21 protein-coding genes, 1 tRNA gene and 3 riboswitches are annotated in these 26,293 nt (G+C 62.8%); of the genes, 9 read left to right on the top strand and 13 right to left on the bottom strand.

The features are described 5' to 3' along the window. Nucleotides 1–17 precede the first annotated feature (17 nt). The 10 genes from SB753_RS21685 to SB753_RS21640 all read right to left on the bottom strand — a co-directional run bounded on the left by SB753_RS21685 (nt 18) and on the right by SB753_RS21640 (nt 9,060). Nucleotides 18–434, bottom strand: a complete 417-nt coding sequence (locus SB753_RS21685; RefSeq protein ID WP_165572588.1) for a gluconate 2-dehydrogenase subunit 3 family protein — start codon at nt 432–434, stop codon at nt 18–20. Nucleotides 435–436: 2 nt separating this feature from the next. Continuing rightward, a complete protein-coding gene (locus tag SB753_RS21680; RefSeq protein ID WP_410801749.1) occupies nt 437–2,041 on the bottom strand; it encodes a GMC family oxidoreductase in 1,605 nt (534 codons plus the stop codon). Further along, nucleotides 2,038–2,511, bottom strand: a complete 474-nt coding sequence (gene fabZ / locus SB753_RS21675) for a 3-hydroxyacyl-ACP dehydratase FabZ (protein ID WP_087754282.1) — start codon at nt 2,509–2,511, stop codon at nt 2,038–2,040. Before fabZ ends, SB753_RS21680 begins: the two co-directional genes overlap by 4 nt. Before the next feature lie 23 nt (nt 2,512–2,534). Continuing rightward, nucleotides 2,535–3,752 carry an acyl-CoA reductase gene (locus tag SB753_RS21670; protein ID WP_410801747.1) on the bottom strand — a complete coding sequence of 406 codons (1,218 nt, stop codon included), beginning with the start codon at nt 3,750–3,752 and terminating at the stop codon, nt 2,535–2,537. Continuing rightward, the gene (locus SB753_RS21665) at nt 3,733–4,815 is read right to left on the bottom strand and encodes an acyl-protein synthetase (RefSeq protein ID WP_087754284.1); all 1,083 of its coding nucleotides are present in this window, start codon (nt 4,813–4,815) and stop codon (nt 3,733–3,735) included. The genes SB753_RS21670 and SB753_RS21665 overlap by 20 nt, the downstream gene beginning before the upstream one ends. Continuing rightward, nucleotides 4,794–6,197: an AMP-binding protein gene (locus SB753_RS21660; protein ID WP_410801745.1), complete on the bottom strand. Its 1,404-nt coding sequence runs from the start codon at nt 6,195–6,197 to the stop codon at nt 4,794–4,796. Before SB753_RS21660 ends, SB753_RS21665 begins: the two co-directional genes overlap by 22 nt. Beyond that, nucleotides 6,194–6,433 carry an acyl carrier protein gene (locus tag SB753_RS21655; protein ID WP_020067453.1) on the bottom strand — a complete coding sequence of 80 codons (240 nt, stop codon included), beginning with the start codon at nt 6,431–6,433 and terminating at the stop codon, nt 6,194–6,196. The genes SB753_RS21660 and SB753_RS21655 overlap by 4 nt, the downstream gene beginning before the upstream one ends. A gap of 12 nt (nt 6,434–6,445) precedes the next feature. Then, nucleotides 6,446–7,108 (bottom strand): acetyltransferase, encoded by a 663-nt coding sequence (locus SB753_RS21650; protein WP_410801743.1) that lies wholly within the window; start codon nt 7,106–7,108, stop codon nt 6,446–6,448. Between the two features lie 464 nt (nt 7,109–7,572). Next, the gene (locus tag SB753_RS21645; protein WP_020067451.1) at nt 7,573–8,583 is read right to left on the bottom strand and encodes a sodium:calcium antiporter; all 1,011 of its coding nucleotides are present in this window, start codon (nt 8,581–8,583) and stop codon (nt 7,573–7,575) included. A gap of 90 nt (nt 8,584–8,673) precedes the next feature. Beyond that, a riboswitch (yybP-ykoY riboswitch) is annotated at nt 8,674–8,853 on the bottom strand. 131 nt (nt 8,854–8,984) lie between these two features. Continuing rightward, nucleotides 8,985–9,060 (bottom strand) — tRNA-Arg (locus tag SB753_RS21640). A 293-nt stretch (nt 9,061–9,353) separates the two neighbouring features. Between SB753_RS21640 and SB753_RS21635 the strand changes: the two genes are divergently transcribed. Beyond that, nucleotides 9,354–10,262: a c-type cytochrome gene (locus tag SB753_RS21635; RefSeq protein WP_410801741.1), complete on the top strand. Its 909-nt coding sequence runs from the start codon at nt 9,354–9,356 to the stop codon at nt 10,260–10,262. Between the two features lie 139 nt (nt 10,263–10,401). Here the strand turns inward: SB753_RS21635 and SB753_RS21630 are convergent, their stop codons facing one another. After that, nucleotides 10,402–10,971: a hypothetical protein gene (locus SB753_RS21630; protein WP_410801739.1), complete on the bottom strand. Its 570-nt coding sequence runs from the start codon at nt 10,969–10,971 to the stop codon at nt 10,402–10,404. Between the two features lie 161 nt (nt 10,972–11,132). Then, the gene (locus SB753_RS21625) at nt 11,133–13,241 is read right to left on the bottom strand and encodes a UvrD-helicase domain-containing protein (RefSeq protein ID WP_020067448.1); all 2,109 of its coding nucleotides are present in this window, start codon (nt 13,239–13,241) and stop codon (nt 11,133–11,135) included. Between the two features lie 406 nt (nt 13,242–13,647). Between SB753_RS21625 and SB753_RS21620 the strand changes: the two genes are divergently transcribed. The 8 genes from SB753_RS21620 to SB753_RS21585 all read left to right on the top strand — a co-directional run bounded on the left by SB753_RS21620 (nt 13,648) and on the right by SB753_RS21585 (nt 25,016). Then, entirely contained in the window at nt 13,648–14,697 is a 1,050-nt protein-coding gene (locus SB753_RS21620; protein WP_410801737.1) for an oxidoreductase, read from the top strand. 182 nt (nt 14,698–14,879) lie between these two features. Further along, nucleotides 14,880–15,230 carry a hypothetical protein gene (locus SB753_RS21615; RefSeq protein WP_410801735.1) on the top strand — a complete coding sequence of 117 codons (351 nt, stop codon included), beginning with the start codon at nt 14,880–14,882 and terminating at the stop codon, nt 15,228–15,230. Nucleotides 15,231–15,320: 90 nt separating this feature from the next. Further along, nucleotides 15,321–15,422, top strand: a riboswitch (glycine riboswitch). Nucleotides 15,423–15,463: 41 nt separating this feature from the next. Further along, a riboswitch (glycine riboswitch) is annotated at nt 15,464–15,616 on the top strand. Nucleotides 15,617–15,696: 80 nt separating this feature from the next. Then, a complete protein-coding gene (gcvT, locus tag SB753_RS21610; protein WP_410801733.1) occupies nt 15,697–16,815 on the top strand; it encodes a glycine cleavage system aminomethyltransferase GcvT in 1,119 nt (372 codons plus the stop codon). A 78-nt stretch (nt 16,816–16,893) separates the two neighbouring features. Further along, on the top strand, nt 16,894–17,274 hold the full coding sequence (gcvH, locus tag SB753_RS21605) for a glycine cleavage system protein GcvH (RefSeq protein WP_020067442.1): 381 nt from the start codon (nt 16,894–16,896) through the stop codon (nt 17,272–17,274). A 160-nt stretch (nt 17,275–17,434) separates the two neighbouring features. Continuing rightward, the gene (gene gcvP / locus SB753_RS21600) at nt 17,435–20,371 is read left to right on the top strand and encodes an aminomethyl-transferring glycine dehydrogenase (RefSeq protein WP_410801731.1); all 2,937 of its coding nucleotides are present in this window, start codon (nt 17,435–17,437) and stop codon (nt 20,369–20,371) included. Between the two features lie 116 nt (nt 20,372–20,487). Beyond that, entirely contained in the window at nt 20,488–21,618 is a 1,131-nt protein-coding gene (locus SB753_RS21595; RefSeq protein ID WP_410801729.1) for an alginate lyase family protein, read from the top strand. A 27-nt stretch (nt 21,619–21,645) separates the two neighbouring features. Next, the gene (locus SB753_RS21590) at nt 21,646–23,034 is read left to right on the top strand and encodes an L-serine ammonia-lyase (protein ID WP_410801728.1); all 1,389 of its coding nucleotides are present in this window, start codon (nt 21,646–21,648) and stop codon (nt 23,032–23,034) included. A gap of 263 nt (nt 23,035–23,297) precedes the next feature. Next, nucleotides 23,298–25,016: a thiamine pyrophosphate-binding protein gene (locus SB753_RS21585; RefSeq protein ID WP_410801726.1), complete on the top strand. Its 1,719-nt coding sequence runs from the start codon at nt 23,298–23,300 to the stop codon at nt 25,014–25,016. A 98-nt stretch (nt 25,017–25,114) separates the two neighbouring features. On the opposite strand, the gene SB753_RS21580 is transcribed toward SB753_RS21585, so the two are convergent. Continuing rightward, nucleotides 25,115–26,263, bottom strand: coding sequence for a branched-chain amino acid ABC transporter substrate-binding protein (locus SB753_RS21580; protein ID WP_020067437.1), 1,149 nt, complete (start codon nt 26,261–26,263; stop codon nt 25,115–25,117). Between the last annotated feature and the right edge of the window lie 30 nt (nt 26,264–26,293).

The following is a 26,293-nucleotide window of genomic DNA, read 5'->3' as shown; positions in this document are numbered from 1 at the left end:
CGAAGGTTCCTGCCTGTTCATTCGGCGTTACGCCAGATCTGACCGCGCAGATAGACGGGTTCGAGAATCGTCCAGTCGTCGGCGGCTATTTCATTGCCTGCGGGAAACGGCGGCACTGCGCCGACCGACAGTTGCGCGAGCACGCGGCGCTCGGTGTAATAGGCGCGCATCACATGAGTCACGAAGGCAGAAAAGAGACGTACATCGACGAGCTTGCAGCCGTTGATCGCCGCGAGCCGCTGACCTGCGTCGAGCGCGTCGAACGGCTGACCAAACTTTTCGTGTGCGACGTTCGCGAGCATTTTCAGAAACGCGTCTACCTGATCTGTCACGCGATGACGCAGTTGATAGCCTTCGAAATCGAGCGTGGAAGCGCGAGGCATGCCCAACGCGGCGTCGCCCGGAAGCATGGTGTCGAGAACGAGTTCGATCATGTTCATGCCACCAGTGTGTGCAGATTGCGCTGCAGATGATCGCAGGCCATCAGCGTCAACGCCTGGGCCGTCGCTACGGGATTCACCGCGCCCGCCGTTACGAAGATACTGCTGTCGACGATGAACAGGTTCTTCACCGCATGCGCCTGGCCGAATTTGTTCACGACCGACGTGGCCGGATCGTCGCCCATTCGAGCCGTGCCCATCAAATGCCAGCCGGTATTCTTCACCGGCGCAAAAGAAGACGTGACTTTCGCACCCGCTGCCGCGAACACCTGCTTGCTCATTTCAATGCCGTGCTTGAGCATGCGGCTCGTGTTGTCACCCAGCTTATAGAACACTTTCACGCCCGGCATGCCGCTCGAATCGCAATGGTCCGGATCGAGTTCCACGCGATTCTCCGGCTCCGGCAGATCTTCGGTAATGATTGCGATACCGGCGGTCCGGTTAAAGAGCCGGTTGAACTTCGCATGATGCTCGGCGCCGAGCGGCACTTGCCGCATGAAATAGCCGGACACCGCGGTCTCGACCGGCGGCGCGCCGCGCAACACTTGCATCGTGTAGCCGCGTACGAAGTCGCGCTCCGCTGCGCTCTCGTAGAACTGCTGGCTCAGAATGCAGCAGCCGTGCGGTCCAATACTCGATTGCACGTCGTGGTCGAACACGGCTTCGGTGTAAGCCAGCGGATGCAGCATAAGATTCCGGCCGACCAGACCGTTATCGTTCAGCAGCCCATCGGGAAATGCGCTCGACCTGGAGTTGAGCAACAGGCGCGGCGTGCCGACGCCGCTGCAGGCCACAACCACCACACGCGCATTCAGCCGATGCTCGACGCCATCGGCGTCCATGTAAAGCACACCGTCTGCTTGTCCGCGCGCATCGAGCGTGATTTCACGGACGCGGCATTGTGTCCTCACTTCGACACCCTGCTGGCGCGCAACCGGCCAATACGTGACATCCACGCTGGCTTTCGCGCCCTGTGCGCAACCGGTATTGCAAGGACCGAGATTCACGCACGCGCCGCGATTGCCGTGCCGGTGCGTATTGATCGCGCTGTACGACGGCCACCAGTGCCAGCCGAGCTCATTGAATGCAGCCGCCATAGTTCGACCCATCGGGCCGAGCGGGATAGGCGGCAACAGCGACTCGTAGTCCGGATTCGCAGGATCGCCGACGAGTCCGGCCACGCCCATCATCCGCTCGTTTTCGGTGAAGAACGGCTTCAGTTCGTCGAAGCTGAGCGGCCAGTCGTCGCCGACGCCGTCGAGTGTGCGGGTACGAAAATCCGACGGATGAAAGCGCGGAAAATGCGCCGAATACAGAATGGTGCTGCCGCCAAAGCCGTTGAAGTTGGCAATGGATATAGGAGATGCGGAATCGTCGATCGGATAGTCAGCCGCGCTGCGGCGCACCGACGGATTCGAGCTATACGCGCCCGAACGGCTCAATTCCCAGTCGACGGACGTCGACGGGTAATCGGATGGCTTCGTGACGGAGCCCTGCTCGAGACACACGATGCGCAACGAGCGATCGCGGCTCAAACTCCAGGCAGCGGCGGCGCCGCTCGCTCCGGAGCCGATGATCACGATGTCCGCAACTTCTTTCATACCGGCGATTTCTTCTTCGGCAAATATTGTTCGAGGATTTCCGGAATCGTGATGAGCATGTCCGCTTCGCAGGCGATTTCGCCGTCGACCTTCGCCACGCCGCGACCCTTGCAGATGCCGCGATTCCACGACAACACTTCGGTGTCGATTTCAAACTTTTTGCCGGGCAGAACTTCCTTGCGATAACGCACGGTGTGCTGCAGCGCGTGCGTCACCTTGCCCTTGAGACCGGGCAGCGTGGTGATCGCCACGGTGAGCATCTGCGCGAGCGCTTCCAGCTGAAGCGCGCCGGGCATATTCGGGCCACCGGGAAAATGAACCGGGAAGTACCACTCGTTCATTGTCAGGTTTTTATAGCCGCGCGCGTATTTGCCGGGCATGACTTCATCGACGTGGTCGATCATCAGGAAGGGATAGCGATTCGGCTGGTATTCCTGCAGCTCGATGCAATTGAGACTGAACTTGTCCATCTGTTCCTCGGGTGTCCGATGCGTCATTGAATGTCTACGACGCGCGAGAGGCTCGCGACAACGTCGTAGCCATCCCATACGATATTCATATCCAGCGCGCGCCCGATCGGCACGACGCGGTCGATGCCACGCAGCCGCCGCGAGACGACGAAATCCTGCAACTGCGTCTTGCCGACGCCAAAGTAGGTGAGCGTCTGATAGCGTTCGTTCACGATCGGCGCGAGCTTGTCGAGCGACGCGAGCGTGACTTCGTGAATGGTGCCGAAGTAACCGCGGCATTCGTCCTGATCGGCCGCGACCGCCGACAACTCCACGCGATACAGCAAATTGCCATGCTGACGGATCGCAACGACCTGCTCGTTGTCGAATGCATGGCGGCAAGCCTGCACGTATTTGTCCATCACCTGCACGGGCTCCGGCGTATAGCGCTGGGCAACGTGTTTGACGAGCGCGGGCCAGAGCCGCTCTTTCGCGGCTTCAACGGCGTCTTGCGATCCTATCCATGCAACCAGTTGCGGTGACGAACACGCGGCCTGATCCATCAGATACAAGTCGTTGAACATCTGATGGCAGAGCGTGCGCAAACCTTCGTCGTCGAGAGACAACACGGCTTGCGGTTCCATCACGCACAACGAATAGCGGTCGGAAAACGCGACCTCGCGCGAGCGCGGCCGGCTTGGCAGAGCACGCATATGCTCGACGGTCTGGTCGCCGCCCCATACGAGCCGCGCATCGGCGACGGAGAGCCAGAAGCGGTTCAGCAGGTCGTCGCGCTCGAAGCGAGTCAGCAGGATGCAATCGGACAGCGCAGCGTGCCGCTCTTCCTTCAACAAATCTCCGATTGCTTCGACGAGAACTTCTGCGGTGGCGGACGCTCGCGACGGCAAACGCAGCACGCAGGTGTTGCCCGACAGCAGGCCGAACGCGAGCGAAAAGGCGAAGTTCACCGGCACATTCGACGGGCACACATGAAATGACAAGCCGAGGCCCATGCGAACTTCGTCGCGCGATCCGAACTTCGCGGCGAGCTGAGTCAGATTCGCACGACGGCACCAATAGGCGAAGCTGACGACGTCTGGCAGCGACCGCGTCTCGGCACGGGCCAGCAACGCGCGCGACAGATCGGCGAGAAACTCCACGCGTGCCGCGTCGAACACCGGCGCGGGCGCATTCGAGATCTCGTCCCGACGGCCGACCAGAATCGTGGTCTTGCCCTGAATCTCATCGGGAATACGTATCACTGCAACCTCTCGTCTCGGCGTTCTGAATCCGGCCGTGCACCTTGAAATAGGTGCCGTGGCGACCGCATGCGCAATCGTCGACACCGACAATCTCTCCTTGATCCTCGCTTAGCAGCGAGTGGCCCGGATAGCTGTGCGGAATAACCGACAACAACTGGATCAAGCCTGGCTTGCCCGGCGGCAGCGCGCTGAAATCGAGCGGATCGCGAATGATCACGTCCGACCACGACGACGCATGCAAATGCCCGTGCTCGCATTCGACGAAGATCGAACCGGTTTGCTCGACCATACCGTAGTAGTTGTGCACACGCGCAACACCGGCAACGTTTTGCAGGCGGCGCTTGAATTCATCGGCACTGACTGCCTTCGATTGAAGCTGCTTCCAGCCGCCGCCGTGAATCAGAATTCCGCGTTCGAGAGGCAGCGTCTCACCGCATGCTTCGAGCGCCTCAACGAGGTGCTGCCAGACGATGAACGTGAAGCCGAACAACAACACGGGCTGATCCCGGTGCTTGTCGAGGAAGCGCCGCGTCGCTTCGAGATTGAGGGACATGTCGTCGTTCAACGCATATTCGACGTCGCGCCCGAAAATCGAAAAGCCGAGAATGCCGGCAGTGCGCGCGGAAAAACGATAGCGGTCGGCGACCGTTGCGCGGCAGTCGATCACGAGCATCGGCAGACGCTTCGGCCCAATGAAGTCGCCGACGATGCGCGACAGCACTTTGACCTGAAGCGCCGACGTCTGCTTGTCGAGAAAGATCTGCGACACGTTCTGGCCGCTCGTGCCCGACGATGTCATCGTCTTGATGACTTCGCTTCTGGGCACGCTAAGCAATTGCTCGTGCTTGAAGAGCCGCACGGGCAGAAACGGAAGTTCTTCCAACGTGGCCGCTTCGCGCTTTGCGCCGAGCTTGTCGACAATCGCACGGTATTGCGGACAGCCTTCGTAGTGCAGGCGCGTGAGGCGCTGCAGTTCGTCCAGCAGGGCAGGCTCCTTGTCCGCCTTCGGCAGCGCGAACACCGGCCATTGCGGGACGTCGCTCAGGACAATTGGGTCAGACATTGATAGTCAACCTTTCCTGTGGGTAGGCGCGGCAGTTCCGGCAAGCGGCTCACGGCGACGACTGAAGGGTGAAGTCCAAGCGACTTCGCCATGGCGGTCCTGAATTCGTCTGCGACGAATTCAGGCTTGTCCACTACGTGAATGACCAGTTGCTCGTCGGTACCCTTTGCGGCGCAGGCGAAGCCTTTGTCGGCGGCGATCTGCTCGACCGCATCGAGCGAGATTCGCAGGCCCAGTATTTTCAGGAAGCGATGACGGCGCCCTTCGATGAAGAAACAGCCGTCTTCGTCGATCCGCGCGAGATCGCCGGTGCGCAGCGTGCCGCCGTTCAGATCGCCCAACGCGAGATCGGCGGCCTTTTGCGCATAGCCCATCGACACATTACCGCCCGCGTAGACGAGTTCGCCCACTTCGCCGGGCTCAGCGATCGTGCGTCCGTCGTCGCTCTCGAGCCACAGGCGGCCACCCGGAATCGCGCGGCCGATACTGCCCGCCTTATGCTCGATTTCTTCCGGGCTCAGATAGGCGATGCGCGCGGTCGCTTCCGTTTGACCGTACATCGAAAAGAAGCGAATACCCTTCGCGCGGCAGATTTCGCTGACCTGGCGAAGCTTCGCCGCGTCCATGCGACCGCCCGCCTGCGTCAATGTTCGTACCGACGGCATGTTGATTCGCGCCAGACGCAGCTTCAGCAAAATGTCGTAGCTATAGGGTACGCCCGCGAAACTCGTCACCCCGTGCTCGTTGATCTGCCGCCAGAACGCGGCGTCCATCAGCGAGCGGTCCGATACGACGAGCGACGCGCCCGCCAGCAAATGGCTGTTGATGACCGACAGACCATACGAGTAGTTGAACGGCAACGACGTGATCGCCCGCTCTTCGTGCGTGATGTGCAGATACTCGGCAATCGACGCCGCATTCGCACGCAAATTTGCGGCGCTCAGACGCACGAGCTTGGGCGAGCCGGTGGAGCCCGACGTCGTCATCAGCAACGCGAGGTCGGGGTGAAGGTCGACGCGTGCCGAATCGGCGCGGCGATACAAACCGTAGGCGCCTTCCTGATGAACCAGCGTGCCGTATTCCGCACCGGTCGAAGAGAAAATGTACGCCGGATCGTATGTGTCGATCAGGCGATTCAACTGCACCTGATCGAGCCCGCTGCTCAACAGGAGCGGCACAGTGCCGCTCGCGAGCGACGCGAGATAGCACAGCACCGTCGGCAGATCGTTGCCGCCGACGATAAAAAGCAGTTGCCTTGCAGGCAACGCGGTCGCGAGCCGGTCAACGGCCTGATGCAGTTCGGCATACGTGAGCGTGACACCGCTCTCCGTAATGAGCGCTGCGCGTTCAGGATATTGCCGGCTAACGAACCCGGAGTTCATAGCTCTACGCCGTACTTCTTGAGCTTGTCGACGCCGATGGTGTACGAGCCGAATTCGATGATGTCGTCGGTCTCCATCATGATGCCGAAGGTGTCCTCGAGCGCCGCGATCATGCCCATGTGGCCGACCGAGTCCCACGCCGGCACGCATTGATAGACGAAAGCTTCGTTCAGCGCGTCGCGCGGAACGGCGAAGCTGTCCATGAACACCTGATCGTATTTATCTCTGTTCGTCATTTATTGCCAATCTCACTTGAAGACCTTGCGGTCGGTATTAGGACGGGCAACGCGCGCGGGGTTGCCCAGGGCGATCACGTCGTCGGGAATGTCGGAGTACACGACCGATCCCATGCCGACGATTGAATTCGAGCCGATGCGCACGCCCTCCTTGATCAACGCGCCCATGCCGAGGTAGCTGTTCGCGCCGATCACGCACGCGCCGCCGATGTTGACCATCGACGAGACGACGGTGTTTTCGCCGACGTGTACGTCATGGCCGACGATCGACATGGTGTTCACGCAAACATTGCGGCCAAGTTGCGCGTCGCTGGAAATGGAGCACAGCGGCGTGACCAGGAGACCTTCGCCGAGCGATGCGGTGTCGGCGACGAGCGAGCTGACGTCGATCACCTGGCCCAGGCGGGCGCCGGCTTCGCGCAGCTTATTGCCGAGCTTTTCGCGGCCTGCCGGCTCGCCCACGGCGATCACGAACTCGGCCTGGTCGAGATGTCCGGCGACTTCCGCGTCGTTGAAGCGCAATACCTGGGTGCCGTAGAACGTGCGCTCTTGGCGGATGTCGTCGACGAAGCAGATCTGCTCCCAGCGCCGGCTCACCGCGTTCTGGCGGCGCGCGACGTCCATCACTTCTTTGCCGAAGCCGCCGGCGCCGTACACGAAAAGTCTCAGAGTCACGATTTTGAATCACCCGAACATGAATGCCGGCGTCTCGGCCCGTATGGCGGTTGATGCGGCGAGCCGCTCAAGACCAGACAGATGGGCACCGAGGCCAATGGAACATGGTCGAAATTATGCCGTTGCACCCTCGTTCGCGATTCCAAGAGTTAGCACTGGAAAAGCCTTTAAATCGATGCATTGCGGGACGCTTGAGGCGCGGGGCAGAGGGCTGGGCGGGGGGTGCTCGGCGGCGCGGCGTGGGCGCCGAGGGTTGCGTGAGCTTAGGGCTGCGTGGGCTTGGCGGGCTGCGCGCAGCGGCCCGCCCGGGCTGTGTGAGACAGCCGACAGCTGTAGTGGCCCTTCTGGTCGCACGCTGCGGCGCAGATTGCCCGCATTGTGTAAATCACCCGGCGAGGTGCCCGAAACGCCTACAGCGCCGTGGGAATCTGCCGGGCTACGTGAGACATGCGCCTGCGCAACGCCTAGCGGCTCAGCGTAATCGCCAGATAAGCCACATAAAGCGCACCGCACACGAGCAGCGCCCACACCGGCGCGCCGCGCTCCCGCGCGTTGACGCGCAGCCACGCCGCCGCGGCTAGCGTGATGACGATGCCCGTGACAACCTCGATTCGCGGCGTCCACGGCGTCAGAAGGATGCCGATCGCCGGCAGCAACGTGCCTTGAAACACCATTGCACCGGTGATGTTGCCGAACGCCAGCGTGTCCTTGCCGCGGCGAATCCACAGAATGCTGTTCACCTTCTCCGGCAGTTCGGTAGCGATCGGGATGATCAGCAGGGAGAGCAGCAGCGGCGAGACGCCGAACGCCTCGGACACGCCCCGAACGCCATGGATGAAACCTTCGGCGCCCCACACCAGCAAGGCGACGGCGAGCACGAGCTGGACGGCGATCGTCGCCAGGTTGGTCGACACGCCGAGGCGCGCGAGCATCATCTTGCCCGGCGCCTCCGTGCCGTGACCCGCATCCACGAGACTGTTCGACGCGCGGAAAGTCGCCACCACATAAGCGACGTAGACGCCCACGAGTGCAATGCTGAACAGCGCGCGGACGATTCTTTGCTCGTGCGGCACATACATGGCCGCCGCCGCCAGCAGGAACGCGAAAAGGAAATAGTTGAGGTCGCGCGTGAAACCCGAGCGTTCGGGTGCGACGCGTCCGCCGATGCCGCGTGAACGCAGGACCGCGAGCGTCATGAGGAAGGTGGACAGCGTGGAAAGCATCAGCGGCGCGCCGAGGATGGCGCCGACACCGATTTCCTCATTGACGGCATGATCAGCCGTGCCGCCGATGATTGCGATCAGCGGCACCAAGGTCTCCGGCAACGCAGTGCCGACCGCCGCAAACAGCGAGCCGGTGACGCCTTCCGAGATTTTGAGGCGCTCGCCGAGATGTTCGAGCGCGTTGGTGAAAAGCTCGGCCGCCACCAGAATGACGACCAGCATGACGGCCAGTTCGATGATAAGACCGGTCATGCACGGCTCCCGTCGACGGGAAACGCGCGGCGCGGCGCATGGTGCAGGAGGAAATTGGGTAGGGGACAACGTGATTTCACAGCGGCTCCGCGGTCGGACGTTAGACGAACCAATGACGCACCGCCACCCGTCCGACCAGAACGAAGCAGTGCGCCAATGGTCTCGCCAAACCGACCCGGTCGAACGCGCCATGACCCGTCAGGTCAAGTATGTTGACGCGCTCTCCTTCATGCGATGCGTGAAGGAAGGCTACTCCCCAGTGACCGGGGGATTCTAGCGGGAGTGAGCGCAGCGGACAAGCCTGGGGATGAGGCGCCGAATGGCGCGGCATTGAGGGCGCGGGAAATAAAAAAGGGCTTAGGCGTTGTTTGCCTAAACCCTTGATTCCGAGCCAATGTTATTGGCGCGCCCGGCTGGGATCGAACCAGCAACCCCTGCCTTCGGAGGGCAGTACTCTATCCATTGAGCTACGGGCGCTTTGACACAAGAAACGCGAAAGCGCGGCAAACTGAGCGGATGCGGCGCCAAAGCAAGACCGAAAGGATACCCGGTTTCCGCCATACCGTCCACCGGACGGCCTTCGGGCCCGTCTCCCGTGGTTTCGCGCACCTTTGCAGGACTTCGCGCGATGCGGGTAAACGCCTGCTGAACAGCACGCCGCGGCCCTCGCCGCCGCAGAAAGCTTGCGTCTATAATCGTCCGTGGCCGATCAAGAACAAGAAGTTGCCGTCGCGCTGTACCGCTCACATACCCACGGAGACGAGACAAGCATGAGCGAAGCACCACACGGAGCCCCGATCAAAACCCCAGGACAGCTCATCGCCGCGGTCATCGCTGGGTTTGCTGTGCCGATCATCATCATCGTTCTGCTGGCCTATTACGTCGACAATTCGACGCGCACGGGCGCCGGCACCGACAGTCTCTCCCAAGCCGAGGTCAGTGCCCGCATCAAGCCTATCGCTCAGGTCGACATTCGCGACGCCAACGCGCCGCGCGTCTACAAGACCGGCGAAGAAGTCTACAAGGCGGTGTGCTCGACCTGTCACGCGTCCGGCGCGGCAGGCGCACCGAAGTTCACCAATACTGCCGACTGGGCACCACGCATCTCCCAAGGCTTCGACACGCTGCTGCATACGGCGCTCGCCGGTAAAGGCGCCATGCCGCCGCGCGGCGGCACGAGCCCGGACGATTACAGCGACTTCGAAATCGCCCGCGCGGTGGCCTACATGGCGAACAATTCGGGCGCGAGCTTCGCTGAACCGGCGCAACCGGCATCGGGCGCAGCGGCCGCTTCTGTCGCGGCGGGCGCTTCTGGTGCAACGGCTGCCGCCGGCGCTTCCGACGCGGGCGCGGCACAAGCCGCCGCCGCGGTGGCGGCAATGGCGAGCGTCCCGCAAGCCGCAGCGCCCGCGTCCGGCGCCACGCAAAGCGCGGATGCATCGCAAGCGGGCAAGGCCCTGTACCAGCAGGTGTGTCAGGCATGTCACGCTGCCGGCGTGCTCAACGCGCCCAAGTTCGGGGACAAGGAAGCGTGGGCAGCGCGCCTGAAAGAGCCGATGGACACCGTCTACAACTATGCGCTGCACGGCAAGGGCGCGATGCCGCCCAAAGGCGGCTCGAACGCCTCGGACGCCGACGTAAAGGCCGCCGTCGACTACATGGTCAGTGCCGCGAAGTGACGGGAAGTAACACGAAGTAGCGTGCATTAGTCGCGCGCAAAGACAATTGCGCGCCGCTTGCCCGACAACTCAATCCCTGCACCGCAACCACGCGGGCAGGGATTTTTTATGCTCGACGGATTCTTGCGCGCGTGGCGCCTTATCGCTCGCCGACGGGACGAGCGAAGGCATCGACAAACGAGAGCGCCGGCGTCCTGCGCGCAAGCTCGGTGAAACGCGCGTGCAATTCCGCCGGCGCAAGCCACGGATAACTCAAGCCTTCCTGCAACGCGTCGAGCAACGCGCCATCCGCATCGTGCACGACGTCCATGCGTGCGATGTGAATATGAAAGCGGCTGACAGCGGGCGTCTTATCGAAAGTCCAGCGGTAGACGCCGTGGCCCACGCGCAATGCGCCGGCCGCGGGTTCACGCATCAGCACAAGCCACGGCCGCGCATCGATCACACCGTCGCGCACCTTCAGCGAGTCGCACAAGTAATACGTGCGGCACCGCGTGTATGTCGCGCCGAAGTCGGTGACGAGTGTCTTCGTGATCGCGTCTATGCCGACCGTGCGCGCGGGGAAGGTGATTGTCGACGTTGCAAGAGAAATGGTGAGCTCGGCGTCGGGAGCGAAAGCATCCGGCATGCGTTGCGCGCGCGTGTTGTCTTTCGCGTCGATGTAGGCTTCGAGGGCGCGGGTGTATGGCGCGAGCGTCGGCGAGGTCATGCGGCGGTCTCCAGTTGGCATGCTCGAAGGTGCGCAAAGATACGCGAAGGTACATGACCGTGCGACCGACCAGCCGCGCCACTGTAGCGCGCCTTTCTACGAAAACCGGTGAAGCACCTGAGGTCAGCGGGGTCTTGCCACGCACGCGCTAACCACGGCATTCAAGGCTTCTGCAGCAGCGCCTTGAGACTCGCGAGCCGGTCTTTCGGCGACATCGGCGCCTCTTCGGGCGTCGGCGGCGGCGCGTCGTCCAGCAGCATCTCGGGAATGAATCGCGACGGCTCGCAAACCACCGTCTCCCGTGCGCGCTTGCGCTTTTTGCACCAGTTCAGATGCAGACTGCGTTGCGCGCGCGTGATCGCGACATACATCAGACGGCGCTCTTCCTCGATGCGCGCGTCGTCGATCGGCTCGTCGTCCGCGCCGCCTCTATGCGGCATGATGCCTTCTTCGACGCCCACCAGAAACACGTGTGGATATTCGAGCCCTTTCGACGCGTGCACGGTTGAGAGCCGCACCGCGTCCGGGTCTTCCTCGCGGCCTTCGAGCATCGACATCAACGCGACCGTCTGGATGAGGCCGAGCAGGTTCTTGCCGGTGTCGCCAAAGCCGTCCGCCGTGTCGTAGCCGGTTGCCTCCTGGTTGCCCGAGCCAGCGGATTCATCCGAGCCTTGGGGCTCCGCCTTCGTGCCCTTGCGCTTCAACCATTCGATGAACTCCAGGACGTTCTGCCACTTGGATTGCGCCTGACGTTCATCGAATGCGTCGTACAGATACGCTTCGTAGTGGATCGCGTCCATCAACTCATCGAGCAGCGTGCCGGCCGCGTCCTTTTCGGCGCGGTCGGTAAGGCGCTGCATGAAGTCGCAGAACACGCGCATCGGTTCGATCTGACGCGGCGACAAGCGCGCTTCGATGCCGCCCATATACACCGCCTCGAACAGCGACACCTTCGCTTGACCCGCGAACGAGCCGAGCGCTTCGAGCGTCGTGTTACCGACACCGCGACGCGGCGTGGTGATCGCGCGGATGAACGCGGGGTCGTCGTTAGCATTCGCAATCAGCCGCAGATACGCGCAAATGTCCTTGATTTCGGCTTTATCGAAGAACGACTGGCCGCCGGACAGCACATACGGAATCCGCTCGCGGCGCAGCACCTGTTCGAAAATGCGCGCCTGGAAGTTGCCGCGATAGAGAATTGCGTAGTCGCGAAAATTCGCACGGCGCTCGAACTTGTGCGCGGACAGACGAAACACTACGGACTCGGCTTCGTGCTCTTCGTCGTTGCAGGGCGTGACGGTGATCGAATCCCCCATGCCGTGCTCGGACCACAGCTTCTTTTCGAAGAGCTTCGGGTTGTTCGCGATCACGTTGTTGGCGGCCGTGAGAATGCGCACCGTCGAACGATAGTTCTGCTCGAGCTTGATCACATGCAGCTTCGGGAAATCCTTGCCGAGTTGTGCAAGGTTCTCGAGCGTCGCGCCGCGCCAGCCGTAAATGGCCTGATCGTCGTCGCCCACCGCCGTGAATGCCGCGCGCGGACCGGCCAGTTGCTTGAGCAATTCATACTGGCAGGCGTTGGTGTCCTGATATTCGTCGATCAGCAGATAACGCAGCTTGTTTTGCCAGCGATCGCGCACCTGCTCGTTGCTCGCGAAGAGTTCGGCGGGCAGGCGGATCAGATCGTCGAAATCGACCGCCTGGTACGCGTGCAGCGTCGCCACATAGTTGCGATAGACGATCGCCGCCTGGTGCTCGTCTTCATTCGCGGCAATCGCGATCGCCTGTTCGGGCATGATGAGCCCGTTCTTCCACAGCGAAATGATCGACTGGATCTTGCGGATAAAGCCCTTGTCCGTCGAGCCGACCTGCTCCTGGATCATGCCGAAGCAGTCGTCGGAATCCATGATCGAGAATTGCGGCTTGAGGCCGACGTGTTCCGCTTCCTGCCGCAGAATCTGCACGCCGAGCGAGTGAAACGTGCACACCGTCAACTGATTGACGGGCACTTTGCGGCCTTCCTTGCCGGGCGTGGTCAGCGTCTTGCCTTCGAGCAGTTTTCCCACGCGCTCGCGCATTTCCGCCGCGGCTTTATTCGTGAACGTGACCGCTGCGATGTGGCGCGGCTCGAAGCCCTTTGCCTCGATCAGGTGCGCGATTTTCTGCGTAATCACGCGCGTCTTGCCGCTCCCTGCGCCGGCGAGTACGAGACACGGCCCGTCAAGGTAACGGACCGCTTCATTTTGAGCGGGATTCAGGCCTGCGGACATCGTCTGTGGATGGGGTAGTGCGGGTTGAAAAGCGGCTGTTCAGACGGAGCACTCGAACACGCCGTTTGATAGCGGCGCCTGAGGCGCCGCAGCGCAGTATTGCCGGTCGCGAAGCCGGCGCATGCCGCGCGGCGCGCGCTCAGGGAATGCATGCCACGCGTTGCGAGGCTCGCCCGGCGCGCCTCGGTTGGCGCGAGAGGAGCGATGTTAACACGGATGAAATCGGCGGATAGATTCGCTCGACGAATCCCGCCGTTGAACCGGCGCCCACCGCTTTGGGAAAAATGGCAGAGCTTCGGCACCTGGCCTGCCGGCGCAATCCCGGTCCCGGCCATGCCACAATGACGGCGTTGCGCGCCGCCGCCGCGGTGGCAAAGCGGCGCGCCGTTTTTGCAGGAAGACACGCATGTCCGCATCGCTGAAAATTGGATTGATGGGTTACGGATTCGCAGGCGCGACGTTTCATGCACCGGTGATCGAGCACTGCGGCCGCGCCAGCGTCGCCGCCATCGCGACCGGCAGACCCGAGGCCGCGCTCGCCGACTATCCGCACGCGAAAGTGGTGGCCGATCTCGACGCATTGCTCGCGCTCCCGGAGATCGACTGCGTGGTTATCGCCACGCCGAACGACACGCACTTCGACCTCGCGCGCCGTACGCTCGAAGCAGGCAAGCATGTGGTGGTCGACAAGCCGGTTACGCTGAGCGCCGCCGACGCTCGCACGCTCGCCAACATTGCACTCGCGCGGGGCAAGCTGTTCGTGCCGTTCCACAACCGTCGCTGGGACGGCGATTTCATGACCGTTCGCGATCTGCTCGCGAGCGGCGAGTTGGGACGCCTCACGCACTATGAATCGCATTTCGACCGGTTCCGTCCCGAAGTGCGTCAGCGTTGGCGCGAGGAAGCGTCGCGCGGCGGCGGGCTGCTGTTCGATCTCGGACCGCACCTGATCGACCAGGCTCTGGCGTTGTTCGGCGCGCCGCAGACCGTGTCCGCGACCGTTCGCACCCATCGCGATGACGCGAGCGCGCCTGACTACGTGCATATCCAGTTGGGCTACGGCGGGTTCGAAGTCGTGTTGCACGCCAGCGCGCTGACGGCGATCGTCGCGCCGAGGTTCGCCATTCACGGCACGCGCGGCAGTTACGTGAAGTACGGTCTCGACACGCAGGAAGACCAGTTGAAAGCCGGCTTGCGTCCGGGCGACGAGGGCTTCGCGGCCGGCAATGCCGCAGGCACGTTGCGCGTGCTGGAGGGCGACCGCGAAGTGGAGCGCGAATTGCCGACGCGCAACGGCGATTATGCGGGCTTCTACACCGCGCTCGCCGAGGCGATCCAGCACGGCGTGAAATTTCCGGTGAGCCCGCAAGATGCCGTCGACGTGATGACCGTCATCGAACTGGCGGCGCGCAGTTCCGACGAAGGCGTCCGCCTGCCGTTCCAGCGGGTTCGTTGAACGGCGTTACAGGCTATTCAGGTGTTGCCGGCGCGGCGTAAAGTGCCGCGCCGGCAAAACTGACAAAGCGGAAAGCAATATAACGTTACAAAAGAGCGGGCCGTCCGGGTCAGCGCTCGTCTGCCGTGATCCGTTGCTACGCCTGTAGCACCGCAAAACCACAACGACTTCACGGAGAGTTCATGTCACGTCCCATCCGCGCCCTCGCCGCATGCGTATTACTGAGTTCGCTCGCCGCCTGTGTGGTAGCACCGCAGACCGAGCCGCCGCCGCGTCCAAGCCCGCAACAGATCGCCGATAAACGCCTGCATCAGGTCGACGGCCGCATCGACAATCTGAGCCGCCGTATCGACAATCGCGTCAATCAAGGCTATTACCCGCCGCCGCAAGGCGATGCGTTGCATCATAGGCTGGATGTGATCCGGCGCGAGGCGCACGAAATGGCCGGGCAACATGGCGGCGGCTTATCCCCCGACGAACAGCGTGTGCTGAACCAGGAACTGGACGGCGCGGCGCATGCGATCGGAGAGTAAGGGCGAATAAGGACGAATCAGGGCGAACGAGGACGAATGACGGCGAATAAACCGTTCATTTGACAAGCCTCCGGCCCTCGCGTACATTCGCCGCACGCGTCGGGAGAGCGCGCGGGCCGCTGATTTTCGCAGGCCGCGCCGCCGAAGGGGCACACCCGCAAACTCTCAGGCAAAAGGACCGAACGCGTCGAAAGACCGGCCGCCACGTAACACACGCAACATCAAGGCGCCGTTTTTCGCACTCTGGAGAGCGGCAGTAGCCGTCTGCATCGCAATGTCGTGCAGATCCGGCAAGCTGCCCACCGAAGGGGCGCGCGTTCCGCCGTGACGAATCAACGTCGCCGCGGCAGCGCAATCTCTCAGGTATCGAGGACAGAGGGGCCATGCAGAACCACGCTCGCAGCCAGCAGGCCGCGAGGCGCGGCTCTGCATGGCCTTTTTTGTTTCGCGAGACGCCCGAGGCCCCATGACCGAACTCAAACACACTCCGCTCAACGCCACCCATCGCGCGCTCAACGCTCGCATGGTCGATTTCGGCGGCTGGGACATGCCCGTCAACTACGGCTCGCAGATCGACGAACACCGCGCCGTGCGTACCGACGCCGGCATGTTCGACGTCTCGCACATGTGCGTCATCGACTTCACCGGGGAACGCGTGCGCGGGTTCTTCGAGCATGCGCTCGCCAACAACGTCGCGAAGCTGCAAACGCTTGGGCGCGCGCTGTACTCGTGCCTGCTGAACGCGGACGGCGGTGTAATCGACGACCTGATCGTCTATTACTTCGGCGAAGATCATTTCCGCGTGGTGGTCAACGCGGGCACCGCCGACAAAGACATCGCGTGGTTCAAGCAGCTCAACGAAGGCGGCTTTGGTCTGACCATCACGCCGCGCCGCGATCTCGCGATCGTCGCCGTGCAAGGTCCGAACGCGCGTGAGAAGGTTTGGCAAACCGTCCCGGCCATCCGCTCTGCCACCGAAACACTCAAGCCCTTTAACGCCGCGCGCGTCGAATCGACACCGTTCGGCGAATTGACCGTTGCACGCACCGGGTACACCGGCGAAGACGGCTTCGAGATCATCGTCCCGGCCGATCACGTCGTCGCGTTGTGGAACGCGCTCCAAGCACAGGGCGTGCGCCCGGCGGGTCTCGGCGCGCGCGACACGCTCCGTCTCGAAGCCGGCATGAACCTGTACGGCCAGGATATGGACGACAACATCTCGCCGCTCGACGCCGGTCTCGCGTGGACCGTCGACCTGACCTCCGCGCGCGACTTCGTCGGCAAGAACCGGCTGGAAGCGGACGGCTCGCGCGCGGCGTTCGTCGGTCTGATCCTGCTGAAGGAGAACGGCAAGGCCGCAGGCGTGCTGCGCGCGCATCAGAAGGTCGTCACGCCGCACGGCGAAGGCGAAATCACCAGCGGCACCTTCTCCCCGACCATGCAGGAATCCATCGCCTTCGCGCGGGTGCCGAAAGGCGTGCAACCGGGCGACACGGTTCATGTTCAGATTCGTGACAAATCCGTGCCCGCAAGCGTGGTAAAACTGCCGTTCGTGCGCAACGGCAAAGTACTCGCTGTGAGTTGAAGCATTGTTAGCAGCCGGCGCGTGCGTCCTTTTCCCAGTTTTTAGTCCATATCGAATCACACCGCATAGGAGCATCCGATGAGCATCCCGGCCGATCTGAAATACACCGAATCGCACGAGTGGGTCCGCACCGAGGCGGACGGCACGCTGACGGTCGGCATCACCGACCACGCGCAGGAAGCGCTCGGCGACATCGTCTTCTTCGAAGTACAGGAACTGGGCAAGACCGTCACGGCCGGCGATACCGTCGCCGTGATCGAATCGGTCAAAGCCGCTTCGGACATTTACGCGCCGGTTTCCGGCGAAATCATTGAAGCGAACACCGCCGTTGCCGACACGCCCGATTCGGTCAACAGCGCCCCGTATGAAAGCTGGCTCTTCAAGATCAAGCCGGCCTCGGACGCAGCACAGGATCGTTTGATCGACGCGGACGCGTACTCGAAGTCGATCGGCGCCTGATTCACTTTTATATAACCCGACAGGTGCGGCGCGTCCCTCGCGAAACACACGGGACCGCGCGCTGAAGAAAATCCCTTTGGGATTGCTCCTTCAGGAGACCTTGCGCACAGCGCCAGGTTTCGAACGGTCCAGCACGGACAGCCGCACCGCCAGGAACACCATGAAGCTCGAACACCCGGATCGTCTGATGAACCGCACTCCTCTCTCGCTCGCCGCGCTCGAAGTGCATGACGCCTTCGCTGAACGGCATATCGGCCCGGATGCGGCCGACCAGGAAGCGATGCTCGAAGCCTTGGGCTTCGCGTCGCGCGCCGCGCTGATCGACGCCGTCATTCCAAAGACGATCCGCCGCACCGAACCGCTGCCGCTCGGCCCCTTTGCACAGCCTAAGAGCGAAGCTGAAGCGCTCGCCGCGCTGCGCGAACTCGCGGACAAGAACCAGGTGTTCCGCTCGTACATCGGGCAGGGGTACTACAACGCCCACACGCCGACGGTGATCTTGCGTAACGTGCTCGAGAATCCCGCGTGGTACACGGCGTACACGCCGTATCAGCCGGAAATCTCGCAAGGCCGCCTCGAAGCGCTGTTGAACTTCCAGCAAATGATCGTGGACCTGACAGGTCTCGCGATCTCGAACGCGTCGCTGCTCGACGAAGCCACCGCCGCAGCTGAAGCAATGACGCTGCTGCAACGCGTGGGCAAGCCGAAGTCGAATGTATTCTTCGTCGCCGACGACGTGCTGCCGCAAACCATTGAAGTGGTGAAAACGCGCGCCACGCCGGTCGGCATCGAAGTGAAAGTGGGCCCCGCAGCGGAAGCCGCGAACGCAAATGCATTCGGCGTGCTGCTGCAATATCCGGGCGTGAACGGCGACGTGCGGGACTATCGCGCGCTGACCGAGGCGATCCACGCAGCGGGCGGCCACGTGGTGGTCGCCGCCGACCTGCTCGCGCTGACCGTGCTTACGCCGCCGGGCGAGTGGGGCGCGGACGTGGCCGTCGGCAACACGCAGCGCTTCGGCGTGCCGGTCGGCTTCGGCGGCCCGCATGCGGCCTACCTCGCCGTGCGCGACGAATTCAAGCGCCAGATGCCGGGCCGTCTCGTCGGGGTGACCGTCGACGCGCAAGGCAATCCCGCGCTGCGTCTCGCGCTGCAAACGCGCGAACAGCACATTCGCCGCGAGAAAGCGACGTCGAACGTATGTACGGCGCAAGCGCTGCTCGCGATCATGGCCAGCATGTATGCGGTGTACCACGGCCCGCGCGGTCTCAAGACAATCGCGTTGCGCGTGAACCGCATCGCCTCGTTGCTCGCGGAAGGTGCGAAGCAGCTTGGCTACACGCTCGTTAACGAAACGTTCTTCGATACGCTCACTTTCGACACCGGCGCACGCACGCAAGCGTTGCACGACGCGGCCAAAGCGAAGCGCATCAATCTGCGCCGCGTGAGCGACACGCAAGTCGGCGTGTCGATCGACGAAACGACATCGCGTCGCGATCTCGGCGATCTGCTGGCTGTGTTCGCCCAAGCCGCAGGTGCGAAAAACGCGCCGCAAGTCGACACGCTCGACGCCGCGATCACGGCATCCAGCACGGCCTCGGTGCCGGCCGCACTCGAACGCACGAGCGCGTATCTCACGCATCACGTATTCAACCGTCATCATTCGGAGACGGAAATGCTGCGCTATCTGCGCAGCTTGTCGGATAAGGATCTCGCGCTCGACCGGTCGATGATCCCGCTCGGTTCGTGCACGATGAAGCTGAACGCGACGTCGGAAATGCTGCCGGTCACGTGGCCCGAGTTCGGCCAGATTCATCCGTTCGCACCGGCTGAGCAAACCGTCGGCTACCGCGAAATGATCGATCAGCTCGAAGAAATGCTGGTCGCCGCAACCGGCTACGCAGCGGTTTCGCTGCAACCGAACGCGGGCTCGCAAGGCGAATACGCCGGCCTGTTGATCATCCACGCATATCATGCGTCGCGCGGCGAAGCGCATCGCAACGTCTGCCTGATTCCAGCTTCGGCGCACGGCACGAACCCGGCGTCGGCGCAAATGGCCGGCATGCAGGTCGTGGTCGTTGCGTGCGACGCGCAAGGCAACGTCGACGTCGAAGATCTGAAGAAGAAGGCCGACCAGCACGCCGACAAGCTCGCGGCGATCATGATCACGTATCCATCCACGCATGGCGTGTTCGAACAGAACGTCCGCGAAATTTGCGAGATCGTGCATGCGCGCGGCGGTCAGGTCTATGTGGACGGCGCGAACATGAACGCGATGGTCGGCTTGACCGCGCCGGGCCAGTTCGGCGGCGACGTCTCGCACCTGAATCTGCACAAGACCTTCTGCATTCCGCACGGCGGCGGCGGACCGGGCGTCGGTCCGGTTGCGGTCGGCGCGCATCTCGCGCCGTTCCTGCCGAACCAGATTTCGTCGGGCTACGAACGCGCGCCCAACGGCATTGGCGCAGTGTCGGGCGCGCCGTACGGCTCGGCGTCGATCCTGCCGATCTCGTGGATGTACATCGCGATGATGGGCGCGAAAAACCTCACCGCCGCGACCGAGACCGCGATCCTCAATGCGAACTACGTCGCGAAGAAACTCGCGCCGCACTATCCGGTGCTGTATTCGGGCCCGGGCGGACTCGTCGCGCATGAGTGCATTCTGGATCTGCGTCCGATCAAGGAAACCAGCGGCATCACTGTGGACGACGTCGCGAAGCGCCTCGCCGACTACGGCTTCCATGCGCCCACCATGAGCTTTCCGGTGCCGGGCACGCTGATGGTCGAGCCGACCGAATCGGAATCGAAGGAAGAACTCGACCGGTTCATCGAAGCGATGATCGCGATCCGTAACGAAATTCGCGCTGTGGAAGAAGGCCGCTCGGACCGGGAAGACAATCCGCTGAAGCACGCCCCGCACACGGCTGCAGTCGTCATCGCGGACGAGTGGAAGCATGCGTACGCGCGCGAAACCGCCGCCTATCCGCTGCCCACGCTGATCGCGAAGAAGTACTGGCCGCCGGTCGGCCGCGCGGACAACGTCTATGGCGATCGCAACCTGTTCTGCTCGTGCGTGCCGGTTGCGGATTACGAGTAACACCCGGCCGTCGCCGCGCGCCGCCCGCAGCCTGTAGCGTGCGGTGCGCGGTTCTGTCGCTGGAGGCCGCAAACGGCTAACATCACACACCGAATCAGCCCAACGAGGAGTTTCGCATGGTGCGAAAGGTGCGATTGATGCAAAGCCCGGCCGGGACAACGCGGGTCCCAACGTGGCGGCACGCATGCGCATGCGTGCTTGCCGGCGCAGCCGTGTTGCTGCCGCTTCGGCATGCGCAGGCGGCGATGAATTTTTGCGCAGCGCCCGCCTGGCAAACCAGCGAGCGCACGAATGCCGATCCCGGCGTCAAGGCATTGGTGAGCAATGTGCTCGCGCATCTGGGCGACAAGCCTCACGCGCAAGCCAAACTGCACACGGAAGGCACGCTGCCGCACGAGGGCATCTACGACCAGAGCGTCGAAGCCGAGAAGGATCTCGACCTGTTGCGGGACGCGGCGCTCGCATGGCGCGCCACCAGCGACGACCGGTATCTGAAGCTCGTCGACCGTTTGCTGTACGCGTGGGTCACGACCTATCAGCCGAGCTTCAATCCAATCGACGAAACGCATTTCGAAGGGCTGATCCTCGCGTACGACATGACGGCGAGTGCGCTGCCTGTGAAAACGCGTAACGCGTCGATGGCGTTTCTGGCGAAGCTCGCGAACGGCTACATCGCCGATATCGACGACCAGCCGCGTCCTTTGAAGGGCACTTACCGGAACAACTGGCAAAGTCACCGGATCAAACTGATAGCCATGGCGGCTTTCACGCTCGACAACCGCAAAATGATCAATGCGGCGCAGCGTCTCTTTGCCGAGCATATTGGCGACAACATCGAGCCGGACGGCTCCACGATCGATTTCAGCGAACGTGACGCGCTGCACTATGTCACTTACGATCTGCAGCCGCTCGTCACCGCCGCGCTCGCCGCCCGCCGCCACAACCGCAACTGGCTGCCGGAGAAGGGTGCGAACGGCGCGTCGCTGCAAGCCGCGCTGAACTGGCTCTCGCCGTACGCGGAGGGCAGCAAGACGCATGAGGAATTCGTGCATTCGAGCGTCGCATTCGACGCAAAACGTCGCGAAGCCGGCTTGCCCGGCTACTCGGGTCAGTGGGACCCGAAGAACGCGACGGAACTGTTTCATCTGGCGGCGCGTCTCGACGGACGCTATACGCCGATTGCGCTGCGGCTTGCGCCGACGCCACCCGCGTGGCTCGCCGTGTGTTTGCCGATGCCGGCGCGCTAAACCAACTTTCATCAGCAGGGAGCAGTAATGGCAGTCAGCGTGTTCGATCTCTTCAAAATCGGCATTGGTCCGTCAAGTTCGCATACGGTCGGGCCGATGCGCGCGGCGCTGATGTTCGCCCAAGGGCTCGAACGCGACGGGCTGCTGCCGAACACCGCGTCGGTGAAAGCGGATCTTTACGGGTCGCTCGGCGCAACAGGCAAAGGGCACGGCACGGATCGCGGCGTAATGCTCGGTCTGATGGGCGACGCACCCGACACGGTGGACCCCGACACGATCGCGCAACGGCTCGAAGCCGTGCGCACCACGCGCAAGCTTGCACTGCTCGGCACGCATGAAGTGCCGTTCGTGCAGAAGGATCACATCTCGTTCTACCGGCAAGCGCTGCCCGAACATCCGAACGGGCTCAAGCTGCGCGCGTTCGACGCGCAAGGCGAGACGCTGCGCGAATCGACGTATCTGTCGGTGGGCGGCGGCTTCGTGGTGACGGCCGGCGCACCGAATACCAAGGTTCTTGCCGCCGTCGACCAATTGCCGCACTCGTTTCGCACCGGCAACGAATTGCTCGCGCTGTGCGGATCGACCGGCAAAAGCATCGCGCAATTGATGTGGGAAAACGAGCGGGTCTGGCACACGGAAGAGGAGACCCGCGCAGGCCTTCTGAAGATCTGGGACGTGATGCAGTCATGCGTGTCGCGAGGCTGCGGCATCAACAATCCGGACGCGGACGGCAACCTGCCCGGCCCGTTTCAGGTGAAGCGCCGCGCGCCGCAGTTGTATCGAGCGCTATCGGGCAACCCTGAGCTTGGGCTGCGCGATCCGCTGTCGATGATCGATTGGATCAATCTCTACGCAATCGCGGTCAACGAAGAAAACGCGGCCGGCGGCCGCGTCGTCACCGCGCCCACCAACGGCGCGGCCGGCATCATTCCCGCCGTGCTGCATTACTACACGCGGTTCATGCCCGGCTCGAACCAGCAAGGCGTGATCGACTTCCTGATGACGGCGGCTGCGATCGGCATTCTGTACAAGTTGAACGCGTCGATTTCCGGCGCCGAAGTCGGCTGCCAGGGCGAGGTCGGCGTCGCCTGCTCGATGGCTGCCGGCGCACTCGCCGCCGTGATGGGCGGCACGCCGAAGCAGGTCGAAAACGCGGCGGAAATCGGCATGGAGCACAACCTCGGGCTGACGTGCGATCCGGTCGGCGGCATGGTGCAGATTCCGTGCATCGAGCGCAATGCAATGGCGTCGGTGAAAGCCGTCAACGCAGCGCGCATGGCACTGCGCGGCGACGGCAGTCATTACGTGTCGCTCGATTCGGTCATCAAGACCATGCGCGAAACCGGCGCGGATATGAAGACGAAGTACAAGGAAACGTCGCGCGGCGGTCTGGCGGTGAATATCGTCGAATGTTGATGCTTGACTGCAGGATGTCCGTTGCTGATCGTTGGTCGGCAACGCGGCGTGTTGCGAAGTGAACGAGACGCGGGCCCCAGGGTCCGCGTTTTTTGTTTGCACGTTTGCATGTTTGCTAGCCGCGCCCGCTGTGTGAGCGCCCGTTGCGCTGCGCCGTGACACCGGGTGCGCTCCCAGCGTAAGCTGTCGGGGCGCCGGTCGGCCGATCACGCAGTCGATACCGACGCAACCGCACTCATGCACTGTCTGGAGGCCTCATCGCAATGTCGCAACCGAATGCTCCCGTTTCCGATCCTGCCGCCGCTCGAACCACTGGCGCGCGCCTCGTTGTCGACGCTTTGCTCACACACGGTGTCGAACGTGTTTTCTGCGTGCCCGGCGAGAGTTTTCTCGCGGTGCTCGATTCATTGCACGACGAAACGGAGCGCATCCAGACCATTGTCTGCCGTCACGAAGCGGCGGCCGCGAACATGGCGGAAGCGATCGGAAAGCTGACCGGGCGCCCGGGCGTCGCGCTCGTCACGCGAGGACCGGGTGCGACGCACGCATCGATTGGCGTGCACACCGCGTTTCAGGACTCCACGCCGATGATCCTGCTGATCGGTCAGTGCGCGCGCGAGCATCTCGATCGCGAGGCTTTCCAGGAGATCGACTATCGGCGCATGTTCGGTCAGATGGCGAAATGGGTCGCGCAGATCGACGATCCGAAGCGCATTCCCGAATATCTGAGTCATGCGTTCTACACGGCGACTTCCGGGCGGCCGGGACCCGTGGTGCTGTCTTTGCCCGAAGACGTGTTGAGCGACGCATGCGACGCCGTACCGGGCGCGCCGCGATATCAGCGCGTGGCTGCGTCGCCCTCAACCGCGCAGATCGACAAGCTGCGCGAATTGCTGGAGAGCGCGCAACGGCCAATGGTGATCGCAGGCGGAAGCGGTTGGACGCCCGTGGCCTGCGCGGACTTGCAACGCTTCGTCGAGAACTGGCAATTGCCTGTCGGCCTTGCGTTCCGCTTCCAGGACACGCTCGATAACGAGCATCCGAACTATGCCGGCGATGTGGGACTCGGCATTAATCCGGCGCTGGCCAATCGTATCCGCGATGCCGACCTGCTGCTCGCGCTGGGTCCTCGCCTCGGCGAAGCCACGACGAACGGTTATACGTTGCTCGACATTCCCAAGACAAAGCAGACACTGGTTCACGTGCACCAAGGCGCGGAAGAGCTGGGGCGGGTGTATGCCGCCGATCTGCCCATCGTCTCCGGCATGCCTGAACTTGCGGCAGCGCTCGCAGCGTTGGAACCCTCCGCCCATACGCTGACGTGGGCGGGCGCGGCGGAAGAAGCGCATCGCGCGTATCTCGAGTGGCGCAAACCTCGGCCGATTCCCGGCGACGTACAAATGGGCGAAGTGATCCAGCAACTTCGCGCGCATCTTCCCGATGACGCAATACTGACCAACGGCGCCGGCAATTACGCGACGTGGTTGCATCGGCACTTTTCGTATCGTCAATACCGCTCTCAACTTGCGCCCACGAGTGGCGCGATGGGCTACGGCGTGCCGGCGGCGATCGCGGCGAAGTCGCTCTATCCGCAACGCGCGGTGGTCGCGCTGGCGGGCGACGGCTGCTTCATGATGGCCGCGCAGGAACTCGCGACGGCGATGCAATACGACCTGCATGTGCTGTTCATCGTCGTGAACAACGGTCACTTCGGCACGATCCGCATGCATCAGGAGCGGCACTATCCGAATCGCGTACACGGCACCGGGCTCACGAATCCGGACTTCGCGGCATTCGCGCGATCGTTCGGCGCGCACGGCGAAACCGTTGAACGCACCGAAGATTTTCTGCCGGCGTTACAGCGTTCATTGGAGGCGAAATGCGCGGCGGTGATAGAGATCCGTATGCCGCAGGAGGCGAGCACGCCCGGCGCGACTTTGGAGCAGATTCGGGAGCAGGGGAGGAAGTTGCGCGGGGAGTAAGCGCAACGGTGCGAGGGAAAAGCGCCTTCTTCGACAATCCATAAAAAAACCCCGCCGAAGCGGGGTCTTCAAGATCGGATCGATCTGCAAAGAGAGGCTTACTTGCCGCCAACGCTTTGCAGGGTCGTCCACTTGCCGTCGACAACCTTGTACAGCGTGATGCCGCCGTTCTTCAGATCGCCCTTGGCGTCGTACGAGAGGTTCGACGACGTCACAGCCGGCATCGACGTCTTGGCGAGCACCGGCAGGTACTTGGCCGGGTCCGTCGAGTTAGCCTTCTTCATTGCTGCGAACATGGCCATTGCGCCGTCGTAAGCGTACGGCGAGTACGTTTGCACGTCTTCGTTGAAGCGCTTCTTGTACTTGGCGACGTAGTCCTTGCCGCCCGGCATTTCTTCCAGCGGCAGGCCGGCGAGCGATGCCACCGTGCCGTTCGCTGCGTCACCCGCGATCTGGATGAACGTCGGCGTGTGAACCATTTCGCCGCCCATCAGCGGCGCCTTGATGCCGAGCGCCTTCATCTGCTTGACCATGGGTGCTGCTTGCGAATCCGCGCCGCCGTAATAGATCAGGTCCGGATTGGCTGCCTTCAGCTTGGTCAGGATCGACTTGAAGTCCACGGCCTTGTCGTTCGTGTATTCACGATCGACGATCGTGCCGCCCGCTGCCTTCGCCGCCTTCTCGAACTGATCCGCCAGACCCTGGCCATAAGCCGTGCGGTCGTCGACGATCACGATCTTCTTCACGCCAAGCGTCTTGACCGCGAACGTGCCCGCGACCGAACCTTGCTGCGTGTCGGACGTCATCATGCGGAACGTGGTCTTGAAACCTTGTTGCGTGTATTCAGGCGCCGTTGCCATTGCGATTTCGGGAATGCCAGCGTTCGCGTAGATGCGCGAAGCTGGGATCGTGGTGCCCGAGTTGAAGTGGCCGAGCATGCCCTTGATGCCGTCGTCCACCAGCTTCTGCGCGACGGTGGTGCCGGTGCGCGGGTCAGCCTGGTCGTCTGCCGAGTCGAGCACGAAGCGAACCGGCTTGCCGCCGATCACAGGCTTCGTTGCGTTGATGTCTTCCACAGCCAGCGTGATGCCGTTCTGGAAATCTTTGCCGTAGTGCGCCTGCGCGCCCGTCATCGGACCGGCGAAACCGATCTTCACGTCGTCCGTAGATTGAGCGTTGGCCGTCCCCGCCAGCGACATCGCCGCAACCAGTGCTGCGCCTGCCAGCTGTGTCATCTTGTGTTGCATATCTTCTCCTTGGTACCAGGTGTGGATGGA

It is taken from the genome of Paraburkholderia sp. SIMBA_053, assembly GCF_046534895.1.
GTDB classification, from domain to species: domain Bacteria; phylum Pseudomonadota; class Gammaproteobacteria; order Burkholderiales; family Burkholderiaceae; genus Paraburkholderia; species Paraburkholderia caledonica.
The sequence above is the reverse complement of the archived record's forward strand: the minus strand, read 5'-3'. Positions and strand labels throughout refer to the sequence as shown.